17 protein-coding genes and 1 tRNA gene are annotated in these 18,539 nt (G+C 39.5%); 12 read left to right on the forward strand and 6 right to left on the reverse strand.

Features of this window, described 5'->3' with window-relative positions:
- Positions 1–275: 275 nt before the first annotated feature.
- The 3 genes from def to HWV00_RS08965 all read left to right on the forward strand — a co-directional run bounded on the left by def (position 276) and on the right by HWV00_RS08965 (position 2,490).
- A complete protein-coding gene (gene def / locus HWV00_RS08955; protein ID WP_211685740.1) occupies positions 276–779 on the forward strand; it encodes a peptide deformylase in 504 nt (167 codons plus the stop codon).
- Positions 780–815: 36 nt separating this feature from the next.
- Entirely contained in the window at positions 816–1,478 is a 663-nt protein-coding gene (locus tag HWV00_RS08960; protein WP_211685741.1) for a cold-shock protein, read from the forward strand.
- A 202-nt stretch (positions 1,479–1,680) separates the two neighbouring features.
- A complete protein-coding gene (locus HWV00_RS08965; RefSeq protein ID WP_211685742.1) occupies positions 1,681–2,490 on the forward strand; it encodes a Cof-type HAD-IIB family hydrolase in 810 nt (269 codons plus the stop codon).
- Positions 2,491–2,590: 100 nt separating this feature from the next.
- Here the strand turns inward: HWV00_RS08965 and HWV00_RS08970 are convergent, their stop codons facing one another.
- A complete protein-coding gene (locus HWV00_RS08970; protein WP_211685743.1) occupies positions 2,591–2,761 on the reverse strand; it encodes a hypothetical protein in 171 nt (56 codons plus the stop codon).
- 77 nt (positions 2,762–2,838) lie between these two features.
- On the opposite strand from HWV00_RS08970, the gene HWV00_RS08975 reads away from it, so the two are divergent.
- Positions 2,839–3,537: a metal-dependent hydrolase gene (locus HWV00_RS08975; RefSeq protein WP_211685744.1), complete on the forward strand. Its 699-nt coding sequence runs from the start codon at positions 2,839–2,841 to the stop codon at positions 3,535–3,537.
- Between the two features lie 99 nt (positions 3,538–3,636).
- On the opposite strand, the gene HWV00_RS08980 is transcribed toward HWV00_RS08975, so the two are convergent.
- Positions 3,637–4,035 (reverse strand): hypothetical protein, encoded by a 399-nt coding sequence (locus tag HWV00_RS08980; protein ID WP_211685745.1) that lies wholly within the window; start codon positions 4,033–4,035, stop codon positions 3,637–3,639.
- Between the two features lie 262 nt (positions 4,036–4,297).
- Positions 4,298–4,657: a DUF2750 domain-containing protein gene (locus HWV00_RS08985; protein WP_211685746.1), complete on the reverse strand. Its 360-nt coding sequence runs from the start codon at positions 4,655–4,657 to the stop codon at positions 4,298–4,300.
- A 239-nt stretch (positions 4,658–4,896) separates the two neighbouring features.
- On the opposite strand from HWV00_RS08985, the gene HWV00_RS08990 reads away from it, so the two are divergent.
- From HWV00_RS08990 to HWV00_RS09000, 3 genes are all read left to right on the forward strand, one after another.
- Positions 4,897–4,987, forward strand: a tRNA-Ser gene (locus HWV00_RS08990).
- Between the two features lie 119 nt (positions 4,988–5,106).
- Positions 5,107–6,612, forward strand: coding sequence for an MATE family efflux transporter (locus HWV00_RS08995; protein WP_211685747.1), 1,506 nt, complete (start codon positions 5,107–5,109; stop codon positions 6,610–6,612).
- A gap of 150 nt (positions 6,613–6,762) precedes the next feature.
- The gene (locus HWV00_RS09000) at positions 6,763–7,956 is read left to right on the forward strand and encodes an iron-containing alcohol dehydrogenase (protein WP_211685748.1); all 1,194 of its coding nucleotides are present in this window, start codon (positions 6,763–6,765) and stop codon (positions 7,954–7,956) included.
- Positions 7,957–8,065: 109 nt separating this feature from the next.
- On the opposite strand, the gene HWV00_RS09005 is transcribed toward HWV00_RS09000, so the two are convergent.
- A complete protein-coding gene (locus tag HWV00_RS09005) occupies positions 8,066–8,404 on the reverse strand; it encodes an FKBP-type peptidyl-prolyl cis-trans isomerase (protein WP_211685749.1) in 339 nt (112 codons plus the stop codon).
- A 69-nt stretch (positions 8,405–8,473) separates the two neighbouring features.
- The gene (gene murQ, locus HWV00_RS09010) at positions 8,474–9,367 is read right to left on the reverse strand and encodes an N-acetylmuramic acid 6-phosphate etherase (RefSeq protein ID WP_211685750.1); all 894 of its coding nucleotides are present in this window, start codon (positions 9,365–9,367) and stop codon (positions 8,474–8,476) included.
- 81 nt (positions 9,368–9,448) lie between these two features.
- On the opposite strand from murQ, the gene HWV00_RS09015 reads away from it, so the two are divergent.
- Both HWV00_RS09015 and HWV00_RS09020 read left to right on the forward strand, forming a co-directional pair.
- The gene (locus tag HWV00_RS09015; RefSeq protein ID WP_211685751.1) at positions 9,449–11,482 is read left to right on the forward strand and encodes an ExeM/NucH family extracellular endonuclease; all 2,034 of its coding nucleotides are present in this window, start codon (positions 9,449–9,451) and stop codon (positions 11,480–11,482) included.
- 124 nt (positions 11,483–11,606) lie between these two features.
- Positions 11,607–12,644, forward strand: a complete 1,038-nt coding sequence (locus HWV00_RS09020; protein ID WP_211685752.1) for a GGDEF domain-containing protein — start codon at positions 11,607–11,609, stop codon at positions 12,642–12,644.
- A gap of 48 nt (positions 12,645–12,692) precedes the next feature.
- Here the strand turns inward: HWV00_RS09020 and HWV00_RS09025 are convergent, their stop codons facing one another.
- Entirely contained in the window at positions 12,693–14,330 is a 1,638-nt protein-coding gene (locus HWV00_RS09025; protein WP_211686468.1) for an alkaline phosphatase, read from the reverse strand.
- Between the two features lie 315 nt (positions 14,331–14,645).
- On the opposite strand from HWV00_RS09025, the gene HWV00_RS09030 reads away from it, so the two are divergent.
- From HWV00_RS09030 to HWV00_RS09040, 3 genes are all read left to right on the forward strand, one after another.
- Positions 14,646–16,001, forward strand: coding sequence for a hypothetical protein (locus tag HWV00_RS09030; RefSeq protein WP_211685753.1), 1,356 nt, complete (start codon positions 14,646–14,648; stop codon positions 15,999–16,001).
- Between the two features lie 139 nt (positions 16,002–16,140).
- Positions 16,141–17,079 carry a LysR family transcriptional regulator gene (locus HWV00_RS09035; protein WP_211685754.1) on the forward strand — a complete coding sequence of 313 codons (939 nt, stop codon included), beginning with the start codon at positions 16,141–16,143 and terminating at the stop codon, positions 17,077–17,079.
- A 214-nt stretch (positions 17,080–17,293) separates the two neighbouring features.
- Positions 17,294–18,493, forward strand: a complete 1,200-nt coding sequence (locus HWV00_RS09040) for a NupC/NupG family nucleoside CNT transporter (protein ID WP_211685755.1) — start codon at positions 17,294–17,296, stop codon at positions 18,491–18,493.
- The last annotated feature ends 46 nt before the right edge of the window (positions 18,494–18,539 follow it).

Raw genomic sequence — 18,539 nt, forward strand, 5'->3', positions numbered from 1 at the left:
ATTTATCTTGTAACTACCTATTTATGGTAGGGTACGATATCACCCTCATCATGTTAAGTGTAGTTAAAAAGGTGTGTTAAATAATGTAAACAGTTAAAAAACGAGCTGTTAATGTACTTATTTCCCATCTATATGAAATAAATATACATAAGTTTCAAATATCTCTTCGTTATCGCAATTTATCAACTAGAAACTAAACCCCATTGTAAGCTATAATGCGGCGCTTCGAATAAGCGCACTTGTAATAAATTAACAAAACTGGGATTCAAAGACATATGGCAGTATTAACTATTCTTACGGCACCAAACAAATTATTAGAGATACCAGCTGAACAAGTATCGGATGTAAGTACAGTTCAAACATTGATTGATGACATGCTTGATACAATGTACAAGACTGACGACGGTATTGGTCTTGCTTCAACGCAAGTTGGTCGTAAAGAAGCCGTTGTCGTTATTGATATTTCAGAAGGGCGTAATGAACCATTGGTTTTAATTAACCCTGTTGTTGTTGAAGGTTCAAACATTGAATCAGGCCAAGAAGGGTGTTTATCAATTCCTGGTTATTATGCAGATGTTGCTCGTTACACTAAAGTAAAAGTAACAGCGTTAGATCGTGAAGGGAAAGCAATAGAAATTAATGATGATGATTTCTTAGCGATTGCTATGCAACACGAGATAGATCATCTTAAAGGTACGCTTTTCATTGACTACCTATCGCCGTTGAAAAAGAAAATGGCTTTAAAGAAAGTTAAAAAAACAATTAAAGAATTGGGCTAATTAAGCTCTACTTAGATATTAAAGGAGCTAAGTTAAGTGAAAGGAAAAATTATATCGTACATTTCTGCAAAGAAGTTTGGTTTTATTTGTGGCGATGATGGCGAGAGTTATTTCTTACATGTATCGAGCTTGCTCGATAAAGCCAATGAATGCAAATTGGTAAAGGATGTTGTTGTTGAGTTCGAACCAACAGAAACACCAAAAGGCCTTGCAGCAAAACAAGTGCATGTACCTGACGTCAATTTCAAAAAACAGTTAGTTGCTTTCTTCACTGCGAAGAGCAATCAACCAAGATATGGACATGTTGTAGCAAGACATACATTGAGCACACGTTTCTTTAAAGATCAAAATGAAGGTCGTAGTCACATTAAGCAATTAGCCGCTGATATCGGCTGTAATGCGATCCTAAATACGAATGTGGAAAAAGTAACTTTTTCTGAAGGTGGCGAAGATGTCACTATGCATTCATTTAGCGGTGACTTTGCATTAGTAACAGAAGACGTTCCATGTAATGACGACGCTGAATGTGATGAATCGGTAGCAGTGATTGATGCTAACATCAGCGCAGTTGCAGGACAGTTCAAGCGTATACACAGTGCTGAAGTTAAAGCGAAAGCGAAACAATTGCGTAAATTTAACCCACTATTATTACTGGGTGCAGTTGTTATTCTAGGTGCTGTTTTCGCAATCGCGATGTAATCGATACGATTGGGTTAAACCTGTTTTGACTTAGTTTAAATGTAAAGCGGCAGTATTGAGGTTCCTCAGTACTGTCGCTTTTTTATGTCTGTTAATTACATAAAAGTGTGATGGGTTCGATTAATTACTCATCCCAAGCTGAACGTGACAACCCTTTGTTGTAATATAACCACGAGTTATTCATTAAATTTCCTGAGGATATATGTATAAATTAGTCGCGTTAGATATGGATGGTACTTTACTCAATTCTCAAGGTATGATTTCACCACGTAACAAGAAAGCTATTTTAGCTGCAATAGCGCAGGGTACGCGTGTTGTTCTTGCCTCTGGTCGCCCATTAGAAGGCATGACTTGGGCTTTGGAAGAACTCGGTATGACAGGTAAAGATGATTATGTTGCTTGTTATAATGGCAGCCTTGTCTATCAAGTTGCAGACAAGCAGTTGTTACGTAGTCAAACGATAACGGGTGCAGATGCCAAAAATCTGGCTAACTTGGCTGATAAACTGGGTGTACACGTTCATGCGTTCTCACTGAAGGCTGGTTTAATTACTCCTAAGCATAATTACTATACTGATCATGAAGCTAAAATTAACGGATTGAGCATTACCGAAGTTGATTTTAGTACGTTGAGTGATGATGAAGGCATGCTAAAAGTAATGATGATAGATGAGCCTGAGACGTTAACAGCTGCTATCGCAAAACTACCTGCATCAATCTATCAACAATATAATATCTTGCAAAGCGCACCTTTCTTTTTAGAGTTCTTACATACTGATAGCCATAAAGGTATTGGTGTTAAAGCGATTGCAGAGCAGTTTGGTATTCACGCAGATGAAGTGATCTGCATGGGTGATGCGGGTAATGATAAGCAGATGCTGGAATACGCAGGATTAGGTGTCGCGATGGATAATGCGAGCGATGATATTAAAGCTATCGCGAATCATATTACTGCCGGTCATAATGATGACGGTGTCGCGTTAGTCATTGAAGAATTTGTGTTAAACAAATAACATCTTGTATATACAGTAAATAGAATACAATGGGTCATGTTATTGATGTTGACCCATTTAGCCAATGCCCTTATTGAAATAGGGGCATATTGCGCTTAGATTAGTCTTTAATTTCTTCTAGTTTTTCTACAAGCTTGTCTTTACCATCAACAAGTTTTTCTTGTACTTGTTCAAATGTATCCGTTTCTACAAAGCTATTTATTTCATCTGTGTAATTCACACCAATATAAATACCCAGACCAATAAAAATGATAGCGAAAAGTTTAAACATATTAGTTCCAATCTAATGATTAATTAATTCTTATTTATCATATAATAGCAGCATTAAACTCTATTATGAAAGATAACATGGCAAATTTTAATACACACCTGAATGTGGCTGCATTATTAACAGGGGTTTCTTCTGCCAGCTTAGTTGCTGCGGGTCATGTTGAGCTCAATACTGCTATCTGGCTTTGGTTTTTAGGCACAATCGGAGGATTATTACCTGATATTGACTCTGACAACTCGACCTCATTGGATACGATTTTTAATATCTTTGCCTTTACTGTGATAATTTTTATTATGCGGTATATTTCTGGTGATGATTTTAGGGACTTGAGCTTTTTAGAAGTGATTGCGGTGCCAGTTGTTACTTATGGGTTAATGAAGTATGGGTTAAGGGCTATTTTTGAACGTCTAACAGTGCATAGAGGTAGCTGTCACTCTTTGTTATTTCTTGTGTTATGTGGGCTGGCAACGACTCAAATAATTTCGAGTGTTGATAGTATCAATTCAAGTAATGCCGATATGATTGCGTGGTTATCTGGTGGGTTTATCTTTTTAGGTGGATTAATACATTTAACACTAGATGAAGTATACAGTGTTGATTTAAGGAATATTAAGATTAAACGATCATTTGGTACCGCGTTAAAAATAGCAGACTTTGACAATATTTTATTAACCTTAGCGATGGTAACTGCGGTGGGGGCGCTTTGGTATTTAACACCTGAAATAACAAGTACGATCGAAAGGCTGAGTGATTGGTCAATGTTTAACTTATTTTAAGTGACTCAGTTTTAGTTCTCAGTAAAAAAATACCCAATCACATAAAGTGCTTGGGTATATCAACAGGATCGCGAACTGTTAGCAGTCTTTGAATGTAGGCTATCTTAGTTCTTCAAAGCGATATGTTTTACGTGTCACGCCTGTGGCTTTCTTGTCTCGTGTTACAGCAACTTTTTGCTTTCCACGTAATACATCATATGTGATCACACCATCAACAAAGGCATCCATACGGCGTTTTCGTGCGTCAAGGTCAACCGTCTTTTTATTAACACGGCAGCTGTATTCCCACTTATCCTTATTCATGCTTTTAAGCGATAACAAGACGGTCGGGCCTTTAAGACCAACGGCATTGATTGCTTTTGGTGATTTGTTTAAAGTCAGTGCTAGTGCAGCTTTACAAATACCATTGTCTGAGATGCGAGCGGCAGATACATCATTGCTGTACGATACAGAACTCGCTAGCACTATTGCGGATAAAACAAACCCTGAAAATCTCATAAGATACTCACTTTATTGTTAGATTATGTTTTGTTAGGAATGACTTAATCGCATACCTATTAGGTAGCCATCATAAGCAGAACGTATTGAATTTTCAATGACAGGATTCGGAATTAGAGAGGGTTATAATAAACGGTCTTTTTTAATGTGTATGTTTATGCAATCAGTGGTTTAAATAATTACTTTTATAAGTAAGCGTGCTCAACGTATCTCAGTTGAGCACGCTATTTAGTTCTTTATATGTACTAATAGCGATAAAGAATTAAAGTGCTTCGATAGCAACTACTGATTGTGTGAATTCGTTTAATTCAAGTTCAGCACATTCGCCTTCAGCTTCCCAGTTAAGACCAACAATCACGTTGTCTTCGTTTAGATCTTCGATCCAAAATTCAAGAAGGTCGGAAACAGAGATAGCTGTTGGTTTGAATTCGCTCCACTCATCGCTGCAATGTACTTGTGCTAGCGCTTCAGTTGACCAAAGTGGCATTGCATCAGTGTCTTCAAAATTAACCGAGTCACAAACAACCCAATCTTCACCTGATTTGTCTTGTAAGCCCCAAACTTGTTGGCTTGGTTTTGCGTCTGCAAAGAATTTAGCTAAAATCGGATTTGTTTCTTTCATGGGAAATCTCATTGTATTAGGAGTAATCTCGACATTATACGGATAAGATGACTAATAGACAGTAAATATACTGAGTCGTAGTTATTTCTAGGTGGATATAACCACGAGTAGAGGAATGAAAATGGCACATAAGCGTAATTCGTGAACACTTTGTTTTAAATGGCAACGGCAGAGATATATTATGTGATTTATGTATTTACAACGTCACTCAGCTTCTATATTATTCGCTCCATTGCTGCGGAGGGGTGGCAGAGTGGCCGAATGCACTGGTCTTGAAAACCAGCAGGGGTTAATAGCTCCTCGAGAGTTCAAATCTCTCCTCCTCCGCCATCTATATAGAGAAGCCGGAACTTATTCATTTAAGTTCCGGCTTTTTGCTTTCTGTATTGCGATACATCGCGCGCAGTGTTACTAATAGTATCTATTCCTCCTAATTATTCTGATTTTCTATGACTACTGCTAAATTTACGCAAGGCTCTACTTTGTCTCATATTATCTATATGAGCTCGACGGGGGCGATTGGTTTAACCTGCTTATTTCTTGTCGATCTACTTGATCTGTTTTACCTAAGCTTACTTGGCGAGCAACACTTAGCAGCTGCGGTTGGTTATGCGGGTACTGTTGCCTTTTTTACTACCTCGATATCGATTGGTTTATCCATTGCAATGGGCGCGCTAGTTTCTAAAGCTTTAGGGCAGGGTAAACGTGACAGTGCGCGATCGTATGTGACGAATATCAGTGTCGTGACTATTTTTGTCTCCCTTATTATCATGCTGTTGACTTGGTTTAACATTGCAGAGTTGCTGGCATTGTTAGGTGCTAAAGGCGAAACGTTACGATTAGGTACAGTGTACTTACAAATTCTAGTGCCTTCTATGCCGCTGATGTCTGTGGCGATGTCTCTAGGTGCGAGTTTACGTGCCGTCGGTGATGGTAAATTATCGATGCTCTCGACCATTGGCGGTGGTTTGGTTAATGCGATACTCGACCCTATTTTTATTTTTACATTAGGAATGGGTATTGAAGGCGCCGCTATTGCGAGTGTGCTATCGCGTTGTGCTGTGTTTGCGTTGTCATTTTATGGGGTGTATTCAAAGCATAAACTATTAGGTAGTTGGTACAGTGACAGCTTTAAAGCACAATTGCCTTTTATTATGGCGATTGCGTTACCGGCCATGCTAACCAATATTGCCACGCCAATCGGTAATGCGTTTGTGACGCGTAGTATTGCTGAGTTTGGTGATAGTTTTATGGCGGGTTATGCCACGATTAACCGTATTCTTCCTGTTGCCTTTGGTATGATCTTTGCGTTGTCTGGTGCGATTGGGCCTATTTTAGGGCAGAACTATGGCGCAAAGCTCATTCCTCGAGTGCGACAGAGTCTCAAAGACGCGCTGTGGTTTTGTTGTGGCTATGTGGTCATTGTTTCGTTAATCCTATTTTTAATCGAAGATTACTTGATTAGTGGTTTTAATTTGACGGGTGATGCGATTGAAGTTGTTACCTTATTTTGTCGTTTGTTAGCCTTGACGTTTATTTTTAATGGTATGATGTTTATTGCAAATGCCAGCTTTAATAACCTAGGTAAACCTAAATACTCAACGTGGTTTAATATGGGCAAAGCGACACTCGGTACGATCCCATTTGTATTGGTTGGTGCTGAACTTGCGGGCGTGAAGGGGATATTAATTGGCCAGGCGCTTGGCTCTGTTTTCTTTGGTATTGCATCTATTCTATTGGCATTTAAGCTGATAAAACAAAAAGAATGTAAAACCCATCGTGATCAAATGCTGGCAGATAAACTTGTTGATGTGGCGACTACCAGTTCAACTACGACTACAACAGTTAACGCCTTGTCATCTGAGTGTTCACAGTTTGGTATGTATAGCGAAGAGTGTGATAGTAAAGGTTGTAACTTGCTATTGGCGGATAATGATAATAAAGCCAATTCATAAGTATCTATAATGTAACTATCTTAAATTTAATCAATTATTGTTATTGAGTTTTTTTAATACGAAATTAGTACTATTACTTTAATTACCTGGTGTAAACTGAAAAAACAATCGTGTTAATTTTTACGACGTATCAATAGAAATGGAAAAGTTATGTTACATCAAACAGTTATACAAATACGCGGGCAAGTAAATAAGTTAGTACCGATTCCGCTACCTAAACTTATTGAAGGTGAAGGTGCAATTACACAAACTGCAGCTGTACTGAAAGAAATTGGTGGTGCTAAGCCGTTAATTGTAACTGATGCGATGCTTGTTAAATTAGGTATTGCTAAACATTTAACTGATGCGTTAGATGAAGCAAATATTGCTTATGTTTTGTTTGATGAAGTGACTCCAGATCCTACATTACAATTGATTGGTAACGGTCTACAACAGTATAAACAAAATGGTTGTGATAGTGTGATCGCATTAGGTGGCGGTTCACCGATGGATTGCGCGAAAGGTATTGCTGCCTCTGCGGTTAAAAATGTGGAAGCGAGAAAACTTGTTGGTTTATTACGTGTACGTAAAGCGTTACCACCATTTATAGCTATTCCAACGACAGCTGGTACTGGCTCAGAGGCGACAGTTGTTGCTGTTGTGACTGACCCTGATAAAAAGCAGAAATTTACTATCGTAGATCCAAGTCTGGTACCTGCAGTTGCTATTCTTGACCCATTATTGATGAAAGGTTTACCGGCTAAAATTACGGCTGAAACCGGTATTGATGCATTAACGCACGCGGTTGAATCTTATATTGGTTATCATGCAACTGAGCAAACAAAAGCATATGGTTATGATGCGGTTAAACGTATTTTTGCTTACTTGCCAAAAGCTTATGCAGACGGCAGTGATTTAGAAGCAAGGCGTCAAATGTCGGTAGCGAGTTTCAATGCCGGTGTTGCCTTTACACGTGCATCAATTGGTTATGTACATGCGATTGCCCATCAGATGGGCGGTTATTACCATGTGCCTCACGGATTGGCTAACGCGATCATCTTACCGCATATATTAGAATTTTCGTTTGAGAATGCATTGTGTCGATATGCAGAACTTGCAATTGCAGCAGGGTTAGCGACAAACGATGATACGCAAATTGAAGCTGCACATAAATTTGTTGCAGGTGTTAAAGCATTAAACAAAGCATTGAATATTCAATCTGATATACCAGCACTTAAAGAAAGTGATATTCCAGCGTTGGCAAAGCGTGCAGTGAGAGAAGCGTATTGTGATTACCCTGTGCCTAAGTTAATGAACAAAGCGCAGTGTGAAAACTTGCTGAAAAAGTTATTACCAGCTGCTTAATAGTGAATTAATTCTGAATTTCGAATTGAACACAGAGCATGGCTAACAGTATAAGACATTCATAACGTGAGATTAACGATTATGAATGTCTTTTTTATTGACCTGAGAATTAATCGTCGCGAGTCAGTACTTCAAGTAATTCAATTTCAAAGCTTAAATCTGAATGCGCAGGGATCACAGAGCCCATTTGACGTTCGCCATAAGCCAATTCTGAAGGCACGAATAATTTACGCTTGCCGCCAACTTTCATGCCCATGATGCCTTGATCCCAACCTTTAATAACACGGCCTGTTCCAATCACACACTGAAAAGGTTTACCACGGTCATAAGATGAATCGAATTGCGTACCGTCATTTAAGAATCCACGGTATTGGGTCATGATCAAAGCACCTTTAACCGCTTCTTTACCTTCACCGATGATGATGTCTGTTATTTGTAGTTCTGTCATATCTTTAGTCTCATTGAGTACGCTGAAAGGCAAAGTAAACCTTTCAGATTGGGGAATGTCAGTATTAATTTAAATTGTTAAAGCCTGTCGTAAGAACCCTTGGCTATCAGCTAGTTGTTGCTGTGCGGTATCATAATCAACACCGTTTAACTCCATAAGAATAGCCGACTTCACATGTTGGTTTGCTTTTATTAATAAGGTTTGTGCTTGCTCTCGTTCTACACCGGTGACATCCATAATGATGTTCTCACTACGGGTTATAAGTTTTTCATTAGAGGTTTTTACGTCCACCATTAAATTTTGGTAAACTTTACCGGTACGTACCATTGCCCCTGTACTGAGCATATTAAGTACGAGTTTTTGCGCTGTACCCGCTTTCATACGGCTTGAGCCAGTTAATACTTCTGGGCCTACAACGGGCGTAATTGCAATTTTCGCAATAACAGAAATCGGTGAGTCATTATTACAGCTAATCGCAATCGTTTTACAGCCGAGTTTGTTCGCAAAGTTTAGACCACCGATAACGTAGGGTGTTCGACCTGACGCTGCAATACCAACAACAACGTCTTTTGCTGTTAATTGAATTTGGTTTAAATCAACTTGTGCAGCATCTAAATCGTCTTCAGCTCCTTCTTGTGCTTTAAACATAGCTGCTTCACCCCCTGCAATAATTCCTTGTACTTGCTGGTGGCCAACGCCAAAGGTAGGAGGGCATTCTGATGCGTCTAATACACCCAGTCGACCAGATGTACCTGCGCCAATATAAATCAATCGTCCATTTTGCTGGAATGCATGGGCAATAATATCAATGGCAGCGGCGATAAGCGGTAATTCGAGTTTGATGGCTTGACTGACTTTTTCATCTTCTTTGTTGAAAAGCTTAACAAGTTCTAATGTTGAAAGTTGATCTAGGTTAGCACTTGCCAAATTTCTTTGTTCTGAAGTAAGCGATTTTATATCCATAATAACTACACTCATACAACGCAAGACGCGGGGTCTAATGAAAGGATTGGTTGGGATGAGTTTAAAGCAGAAGTTCGTAGAATGCTAGGTCGTTTATTAACATGCACGATCACCGTTATTTTATTGTTCAATCGACTGTATGCAAATGAATTATTGAGCATTAACAACACTAATGACGACAGTATGCCATGTACTAGTGAGCCTCATTTGATTAGTCAATTACAAGGAGAAGGGCATCGCTCGCCTTATGTTGTTAAAAAAGGTAGTCGCAGTTATCGGAGTGAGCAATCATTCACGGTTAAAGGGGTGGTAACAAAGTGGCAGCGGGGGCGTAATGCAGGTTTCTTTATGCAACAAACCACTCGGTCGTTGTTGCCTTTAGCGTCAACGGGCATTTTTGTTCGAACCCCCATGATTGAAAATATTAAACCAAATACACGGGTGTGTGTGACTGGCGTCGTTGAAGAGCACTACGGCATGACACAACTCGATCCGATTGAGACGATAATAATACAGGGTAGTGCAAAGGCGATCGCGCCAACTGACATATTAGTTGCAACAGCAGATGCTAACTTTCGTGAAACACTGGAACGATATGAAGGTATGCGTGTACGTTTGGCGAGTATTACCGATATGCGTGTTACTAAGCCGCTGCATTATGATCGACGTTGGCGACGCTATAATATGATTTTAACTCATAAGCACATTAATATTCATCCGAATAGCGGATCTTTCCCTGGCAGTATTTTAGCCGACCAGCATGCTCTTGAAAACAAGCAACGACGTTTGTACTTACAGTTATCAGACAAGCAAAGCTTAATACATGAACTTGCATCTATTCGGGTTAATGACCGAGTGACTGATGTTGTTGGTATTTTACAATTTAGTTATGGTGAATTTAGGTTACTGATTAAAGAACCTGCCTCGAAGTTACAGTTTGAGCATTTGAATGATCGAGAGGTATTATTGCCACGTATTAATCATCATTTACGTATCGCTAGTTTCAATTTACTTAATTATTTTAACTCTGTTGCTGGTGGCGCTGATAATCCACTAAGACGTAATCGAGGGGCGACATCATTATCTAGATTACATCATCAAGAAACGAAGCTAGCTGAAACGATAGTGGCACTTGATGCTGATTTTATAGGATTGATGGAAATGGAAAATAATGGCTTTGGTCACGACTCTGCGGTCCAGCGGTTAGTTCGTTTGGTTAATAGCCGAATCCAGTATCCAGCTAAACATTATAAAATAGTGACACCGAATCAATTAGATTTATATCGAAGTCGTTATTTAGGGTCTGGTGCCATCACCGTTGCAGGCTTATATAGGCCGTCTAAACTTAGATTAATTAAAACTCGCGTGATTAATTTGCCTATTCAACGAAGTGTTTTGGGTAACGCGTATCACCGCCCTGCGTTAACGCCGACCTTTATTAGGGTCGGAGATGATAAGAATACGCCGTTACTGACTATTAGTGTGAACCATTTTAAATCTAAAGGTTCTAAATGTGTTGAAGATAAACAACGAACGGCGAAGTTAAAGCAATTAAAAGCGACGCGCAGTAAAGACAGTCAGTCGCTGAATAAATGGCATAAAGCACGGAAAAGAGCAAAGCAAGATAGACAGGGAAACTGTGCACAGTTTCGGGTCATGGCGGCTCGTGTACTAGCGCAAGCGTTAGTCAAGCAAGCGGGTCATAAGATAATATTAGGGGATTTGAACAGTTACCCCAAAGAAGATCCACTCTTAGTGCTAACCGATTATAAACGCTCACGTTATGCCTATTATGAAATACAGGGCAGTGCGCACAGTTACCTTGGTCAGCAGTTGCTTGATCCTAAAGTGACGAAGGGATTTGGGTATCACGATCCATTTGCTCATGATAATACTGATAATTGGACTTACTCATTTCAAGCTCTCGGGCGTTTGGATTATATTTTATTAAGTGCTGGTCTGTTACCGCATTTAGCCGCAAAGAAGGTGTGGCACATTAATGCCAGTGAAAGCAGGGTTACAGCAGGGAAGACACCGCATGTGAATAAAGTTAATCAAGATAAGTCTGTATTTTCGTCTTCAGATCATGATCCTTTGTTTATTGAATTGAAATAATATAGCAGTGAGTGAAGTGATTTAGCATATGGTGCGGTATAATTCCTTTATATAGGTATAGAAGTGTTAAGGCTGATGGTATTGTTAGCCTATTATTTCAGTTTTATTTATTATTTGGTGTGCGATGAACAAAAAATTAACTAATCAGGAATTGGAAGCTCGAGTCAAAGAGCTAGAAAATAAAGCGGGCCTTTTACAGCAGCAGCTTGATCTCGCTAACCAAATAACAACTGAAAGGTTAAAGTCGACACAATTATTACAGGCCTTAGTTGATGCGATTCCGAGCCCGCTTTATTATAAAAATACACAGGGTATATTTCAACAGTGTAACGATGCATTTGCACAGACAATATTGGGCATAGAAAAAGAAGATATTATTAATAAATCACTGTTCGATTTAGGGGATTCTATACCAACTGAATTGGCTGAAATCTATCACGCTAAAGATTTGTTATTACTTAAAAACCCAGGTAAACAAACCTATGAGACATCAGTGAAATGTGCCGATGGTTCTATCCGTATATTTACGTTTTATAAAGCGTCTGTGCTTGATGATAAACAACAAATTATCGGAATTGTTGGGGTTATGCTTGATGTATCTGAGTTAAAAAATAAAAAACGCGAATTGAAAGAGAACAACCGCCGATTAGAAATGTGTTCATTAACGGACCCGCTAACAGGTTTGTATAATCGACGTAAATTCAGCACTGTCTTTCCGGAAAGCTTACGTGTAGTCGAACGTCATAACCGCTTATTAAATTTTGCAATTATCGATATAGATAATTTTAAACAGTTTAATGATAATTATGGTCATCTAGCAGGTGATAATGCGCTTGTCATCATTTCTAATCTGTTAAAAAATAAACTATTACGCGCAGATGATTATATATTCCGGCTCGGTGGTGAAGAGTTCGGCTTGTTATTTTATGCAGATGATGATATTGCCGCATCGAGGTTTGCCGATGATATTAGACTTGCAGTGCAAGCTCTTGGTATACCGCACAAGGCCAATAATGGTTATGGTTGTGTGACGATATCATTAGGGATGGTGACGATTAAGCATTCAAATAAAGATATGCTTACGCTATATGAAATGGCCGATAGTTTATTGTATAAAGTGAAAGAGACAGGTAAGAATCAGATATTAACAAAGCTTGTTTAAGGCGCACTGACCCTAAACAAGCTTGATATTGGCTTTAATCAAATTGATTTACAGTAATGCATCAACCATTTTTTGATTTAACTCAACATGGTGCTGCATGGTCGAGAATTTTTTCGTTATATTCTCAGGGCCAAACGCATAGACAGGTACAGGCGCGGCTGTGTGTGTACCCGTTCCCCAAACAACATTTTGAGATGCGCCTAATACTCGCCCAATTAAGTTAGCGTGCACTTCATCGCCATAAACAAAGAACTCTTTGAAGTCATTTACCTTTGGAAATTCTTTTGCGCTAAGGTATTTATGCCCTTCAACATAGAATTCATTTTCTTCTCGTAAGCTCACTGGTGTTGCTTGCTCGGCTGTCACTTTAAATACGCTGTAGCTGTTGATTGCATCAGCCCATTGTTGGCCCGTTGTATCTGTGAAGTCCCAATCTGCATTGACTTTATCCATCATTGCATAGAAAGTACCGCTTTGAGCGTAAAGTTTATCAAGTTGTGAAAGAGCACCAAAGTTGAAGTTTGGCTTGTATTCTTTACCTTGCATGCCATTGCCCGTTAAGTGCTCTGCTGCAGGTAAATCGTTACGTGAATAACTGAACCCGAAGCTACCTGTTTCATGATCGGCGGTGATAACGACAAGTGTGTCATCACGATCTTTTACCCATTCATAAACTGCGGCTACGGCTTCATCAAACTTGATTAACTCATGTAACATCCAACCTGCATCGTTCACGTGACCTGCCCAGTCAATCTGACCACCTTCAATCATTAAGAAGAAACCATCTTCATCTTTAGACAGTACATCCAATGCTTTTATGGTCATGTCTCGTAATGAGGGTTGTGTACAGCTGTTATCTTTTGTGCAGGCAGTATAAGCAATACCGTCAGCCATTCCTGAGTTGGCAAATAAACCGAGTAACTTAGTGCTGTCTGATGCTGCAAGTTGGTCTTTATCAAATGCGAGACTGTAGCCGTATTGATCTTTCGCTTCTAATAGCAAGTTACGTTGGTCTTTACGTTTTGATTTTTTATAAACGCTATCAGGTGCGCCTAATGCAGCCATTTGGTTACGGTTTACTTGGTTTGTTTTTATATCAGACGGTAGGAAGAAACGTGCACCGCCTGATAGCATTACATCGACATTACCTGAAGCGATAAGTTGTTCTGCAATTTGAGCTTCGTATGAGCGGTGTGGTTGATGAGCTGCGAATGCAGCGGGCGTTGCATGAGTAATACGTGTATCAGAAACCAGTCCTGTTGCTTTCCCTTGTGCTTTGGCTTTCTCTAAGATGGTTTCAACAATATTCCCTTGATTGTCTAAACCGATCATTTCAGAGCCTGATGCAACACCGGTTGCCAGTTGCGTTGCCGAACAAGCTGAATCAACGACAAGGCTGCCAGTGCTTCCGTAAGGGGCGTTTAATGACAGACCCATTTGACCAGCATCTGCAAATGTTGATAAAGCTGTTTTATTGTTCTTTTCGTTGTAGATAGAAAGGGGAGCTCGTTGTGCATACTCTTCTAGTAGGCCAACTTGCTGAGGTCCCATACCATCACCAATCATTAAAATGACGTTTTTAACTTTGGTCGGTGCTGGCGTATTCACGATAGAATCTGTCGTACTGTTACACGCACTCAGTAATACACTTGAAATCGCAAGCATTAATACACTATTTTTAATCATCATAAATCCCTATAAATGTTTAATCTAGTTGTTTTTATTGCCGCTAGAGTATAAAAAAAATGTGACAGTTATATGAATTTGATAATAATATATAAAGTAAATACTTATAAATTAACATGTATTTGTTTTTTAATGGGTAAGCTGTATCAGTAAGGCCGAGCGTATTAATAATGCGATACGAGTTGTGCTTGATAACGCAATATGAAGAATACTTACAACGCCATACAATAATTCGATAATAAATCATTTATAATCAGACATTACTATGTCGCTATTACCTATATACATAGTGATTACTCATTTCAAAGGAATGTTATGTCTATTAAGACGATGTTTAAAAGTCAGCTAAAAACCACCTTGGCTGCATTATTGTGTAGCAGCGCTGTTATCGGTCAAGCAAATGCATGGTCTGAGCATAGCTTGATTACTTACCCAATATTGAAAACCATGCCTGAAGTTGCAGAGCAAGCACCTATCAAGGTAGAGACACTGGCTGAATTTGTGTCAGCAGAGGCGAAGGGATTAGAAAAACTGTTAGCGACGAACGAAGCATGGTTACGTCAAAACACCCCTTATTATAAACCGCGACCTGATGCATTGGCGTTTGATGCTAATGGACCGAATGATGCGTTAGTACAAAACTTTATTCATGCGATACGTATTAACCCCAATGCTCGTGTTAATCCATATATTCAGTTATTACCAGGGCAGGATACCCAAGGGCGTCGTCGCATGGCTGCATCTGAGGTGGCTGTATTCTCGAACTTAGATAATTACAACAAGATGACGTTTGTAGAAGTAAAGCCGGGTGAGATGGTAACGCCAATTGAAGTGTTGGTGTCGGCGAATGACGATCCTGATAATGGCCTTGATATCGGTTTATTTGAAGACAGTAATACTGCATACGGCACACAGTACGGTTTTGGCAATCAAGCATTCGGTAACCCAGCGTTAGAATACAGTACACAAGCGCCGTTCCATATGGGGTTTTATTATGAATCAAGTGTTTTATATACGTTAGCGCCGTTTTTGCGTGATACTTTCCCTCATTATCGTGTGCATATGTATAAAGCGTTATCTGAATATGCTTTCAGTACTGGTCATGATTACTGGGGGTGGCGCTTTATGGGGTGGGGGATGCATTACATCGGTGACATTGCCCAATCATACCATTCAACATTACAACCGGGTGTGAGTACAGCATCGAGCTTATGGATTAATGCTAAAGACATGATGGGGTTCCCACAGGGCAAGGTAGATGCGATTCAACTACTGTCTAATCGTCATTTAGTAATCGAAGAATTTCAAGAGATTATTACCAAGCACGCTTATGAAAATAACGACTTTAGTAGTGTCTTATTTACAGCACTAGCGACTGATACTCCAGTGATTGAGTACACTCATTCGACATTTGTAGAGGTCTTCGCTAAAAACTCACACGCTAAATCAGAGAAATTGGCTGATTACCTTGAGCGCTGGGTACCTGCGAAATTAGTGAGTGATCCAAGCTTTGAAGTTGATGGCAGTAAAGAGCTCGATATGCTGATTGATGAAATTCGCGAACAGCATGGTGAAGAAGGGGTGACAAAAATGACTAATTTGCTTGCCGAGTTTATGCTTGACCATAATGCTAATACGCGCAGTTATGTGAATGCTATTTTGAATCATTGATATTAACCATGAAAGCGGTAAGCAGGCTATGTTGTTTATCGCTTTCATGACTGGTTTTTTTTGTATACACTGGTTTGCATAAATTAACATTCTCCTTATCCATGTGATCACGTGGATTAGACATAATTAGGTATACCCATTGATACAAGACCGCGCCAGCCAAATGGTTCTCTTCCATACCCTAGTACAAACCGGTAACTTTACTTCTGCAGCACATACGTTAGGCGTTTCTGTCTCGCATATGAGTAAACAGTTAAAAAGTTTAGAAGCAGATTTAAATGTAAAACTTGTGCAGCGATCTACACGCAGTTTCACCTTAACGGAAGCCGGGCAGCAGTTTTCAACGTATTGTGCTCAAGTCGTTAATCAGGTGCAAGATGCCAACATTATGATGGAAAACCTAAAGGATGATGTTTCTGGTGTTCTTCGGTTAGGGGTATCGCAATCATTTGGTGCGATCCATATTATTCCTGCAATTGAACAGTTCCGTAAAAAATACCCTGATTTACGTGTTGAAGTGAGCTTGTTTGATTATAAATCCAATATGATCGATGACGGTTTAGATTTATGGCTAACGAATATAGATAATATCTCAGAGGGCTATGTCGCACAGCGGTTAGCAGATACTAGTTTTGTGGTTGCAGCCTCACCGGAATATCTGATTAATCATACTGCACCTGCTCACCCTCAAGATCTTGAAGAACATAATTGCTTGATATATCAAAACCGTGAACGTAACTATGGTGTGTGGGCTTTTAAAAAAGACGAAGAAGAATTATACGTTAATGTGAATGGTAACTACCGTGTCGATCTTGCTGAAGCGATCCGTGATGCGGCGATATCGGGGTGGGGCATTGCCTATCTTGCGACTTACTTATTGACTGATGAATTGAAAACAGGAAAGCTGATTCAACTGTTACCTGAGTGGCAAGCAAGCCAAGTTATGCGTTTTTATGCGGTATACCCAAGCCGTAAACACTTACCTAAGAAAATTACGGCGGCGGTGAGTTTCTTTAAAGACTATATTGGTGCACCTTCGTACTGGGATAAAGCGTTAAAATCACAAATAAAAGTGTAATGACGACAACTTATCTTTTGATGTGAAAATATATTTTCCATATGGAAATAATATGGGTTGGCGAATACGTTAAACCCTTTAAAAACACTGACCTAGCTACGATACTGTAAATCGTAATATTTAGCTGTAACAATCAGTTAACGTATTGTAGTTGCTGTTAAAAATACCACTGTTTACAATGCGCCGAATCCTTTAATTTACAGTGGTTCACCTCATGATTTCTTTACTTGGTATAATGGCAATTCTCTTAACGGCTATTATCTTTTCAAAAGATCGTCGTAATATCCCATTGCGTACCGTCATCCTAGCATTTGGCTTACAGATTTCTTTTGCACTTTTAGTATTATATTTTCCAGCAGGCAAAGAAGTATTAAATAGCGTCAGCCTTGCTGTTTCAAAAGTGATTGATTATGGACAAGAAGGTATTAACTTTATCTTTGGCGGCTTAACCTCTGGCGGTTTTGTATTTGCGATTAATGTATTGGGTATCATTGTATTTTTCTCGGCTTTAATATCAGCCTTGTATCATATTGGTATCATGACTCGAGTGATTAATATCATTGGTGGTGGTATTCAGAAGTTATTGGGCACGGGTCGTGCTGAATCACTGTCTGCAACAGCGAATATTTTTGTGGGCTTAATTGAAGCTCCGCTAATCGTTAAACCGTATTTGAAACACATGACAGACTCGCAGTTCTTTGCTGTGATGACATGTGGACTTGCTTCTGTTGCTGGTGGCACGTTAGTCGGTTATTCAATGATGGGTGTTGAAATGAAGTACTTAATTGCAGCTTCATTCATGTCTGCACCTGCAGGCTTATTAATGGCTAAACTGTTATTCCCACCTTCTGCAGACGACAACAATCACGATGAAGTAACCAATGTTGAAATACCACGTGCAACCAATGTTGTTGAAGCCTTAGCCGACGGTGCTATGTCTGGTTTAAGCATTGCAGCTTCTGTTGGTGCAACACTTTTAGCGTTTGTCAGTGTTATCGCATTACTTAATGGTATGTTGGCTGGAATTGGCGATTGGTTTGGCGTGGCGTTAAGCTTTGAGCTTATTTTAGGCTACTTCTTTGCACCTGTGGCTTGGTTGATTGGTGTGCCTTGGAATGAAGCTAATATCGCGGGTTCATTAATTGGTAATAAGATTGTTGTGAATGAATTTGTTGCTTTCATGCAGCTAATGGAAGTGCAGGACCAGCTGAGTGAGCACTCAACTGCGATTGTTACATTTGCATTGTGTGGTTTTGCTAATATTAGCACCATGGCAATGTTAATCGGCGGTTTAGGCAGTGTGGTACCTGAGCGACGCGAGTTTATTTCTCGTCATGGTTTCCGTGCTATTTTCGCTGGTGTACTTGCAAACTTAATGAGCGCATCACTTGCAGGTGTCATCTTAAGTTTATAACGTGAGTGTTGATTGATTGATTGATTGATTGATTGATAGAAGCTAG

The organism is Moritella sp. 24, assembly GCF_018219155.1.
In the GTDB taxonomy this organism is placed as follows: Bacteria; Pseudomonadota; Gammaproteobacteria; order Enterobacterales; family Moritellaceae; genus Moritella.

What these genes read in the sequence shown, in the direction of transcription:
- HWV00_RS08975 (WP_211685744.1), top strand. Translation starts at nt 2,839, where the DNA reads ATGGCAAATTTTAATACACACCTGAATGTGGCTGCATTATTAACAGGG.
- HWV00_RS08985 (WP_211685746.1), bottom strand. Translation starts at nt 4,657, where the DNA reads ATGAAAGAAACAAATCCGATTTTAGCTAAATTCTTTGCAGACGCAAAA.
- HWV00_RS08965 (WP_211685742.1), top strand. Translation starts at nt 1,681, where the DNA reads ATGTATAAATTAGTCGCGTTAGATATGGATGGTACTTTACTCAATTCT.
- HWV00_RS08970 (WP_211685743.1), bottom strand. Translation starts at nt 2,761, where the DNA reads ATGTTTAAACTTTTCGCTATCATTTTTATTGGTCTGGGTATTTATATT.
- HWV00_RS09000 (WP_211685748.1), top strand. Translation starts at nt 6,763, where the DNA reads ATGTTACATCAAACAGTTATACAAATACGCGGGCAAGTAAATAAGTTA.
- HWV00_RS08980 (WP_211685745.1), bottom strand. Translation starts at nt 4,035, where the DNA reads ATGAGATTTTCAGGGTTTGTTTTATCCGCAATAGTGCTAGCGAGTTCT.
- HWV00_RS09040 (WP_211685755.1), top strand. Translation starts at nt 17,294, where the DNA reads ATGATTTCTTTACTTGGTATAATGGCAATTCTCTTAACGGCTATTATC.
- HWV00_RS09030 (WP_211685753.1), top strand. Translation starts at nt 14,646, where the DNA reads ATGTCTATTAAGACGATGTTTAAAAGTCAGCTAAAAACCACCTTGGCT.
- HWV00_RS09025 (WP_211686468.1), bottom strand. Translation starts at nt 14,330, where the DNA reads ATGATTAAAAATAGTGTATTAATGCTTGCGATTTCAAGTGTATTACTG.
- HWV00_RS09020 (WP_211685752.1), top strand. Translation starts at nt 11,607, where the DNA reads ATGAACAAAAAATTAACTAATCAGGAATTGGAAGCTCGAGTCAAAGAG.
- HWV00_RS09015 (WP_211685751.1), top strand. Translation starts at nt 9,449, where the DNA reads ATGCTAGGTCGTTTATTAACATGCACGATCACCGTTATTTTATTGTTC.
- HWV00_RS08995 (WP_211685747.1), top strand. Translation starts at nt 5,107, where the DNA reads ATGACTACTGCTAAATTTACGCAAGGCTCTACTTTGTCTCATATTATC.
- def (WP_211685740.1), top strand. Translation starts at nt 276, where the DNA reads ATGGCAGTATTAACTATTCTTACGGCACCAAACAAATTATTAGAGATA.
- murQ (WP_211685750.1), bottom strand. Translation starts at nt 9,367, where the DNA reads ATGGATATAAAATCGCTTACTTCAGAACAAAGAAATTTGGCAAGTGCT.
- HWV00_RS09005 (WP_211685749.1), bottom strand. Translation starts at nt 8,404, where the DNA reads ATGACAGAACTACAAATAACAGACATCATCATCGGTGAAGGTAAAGAA.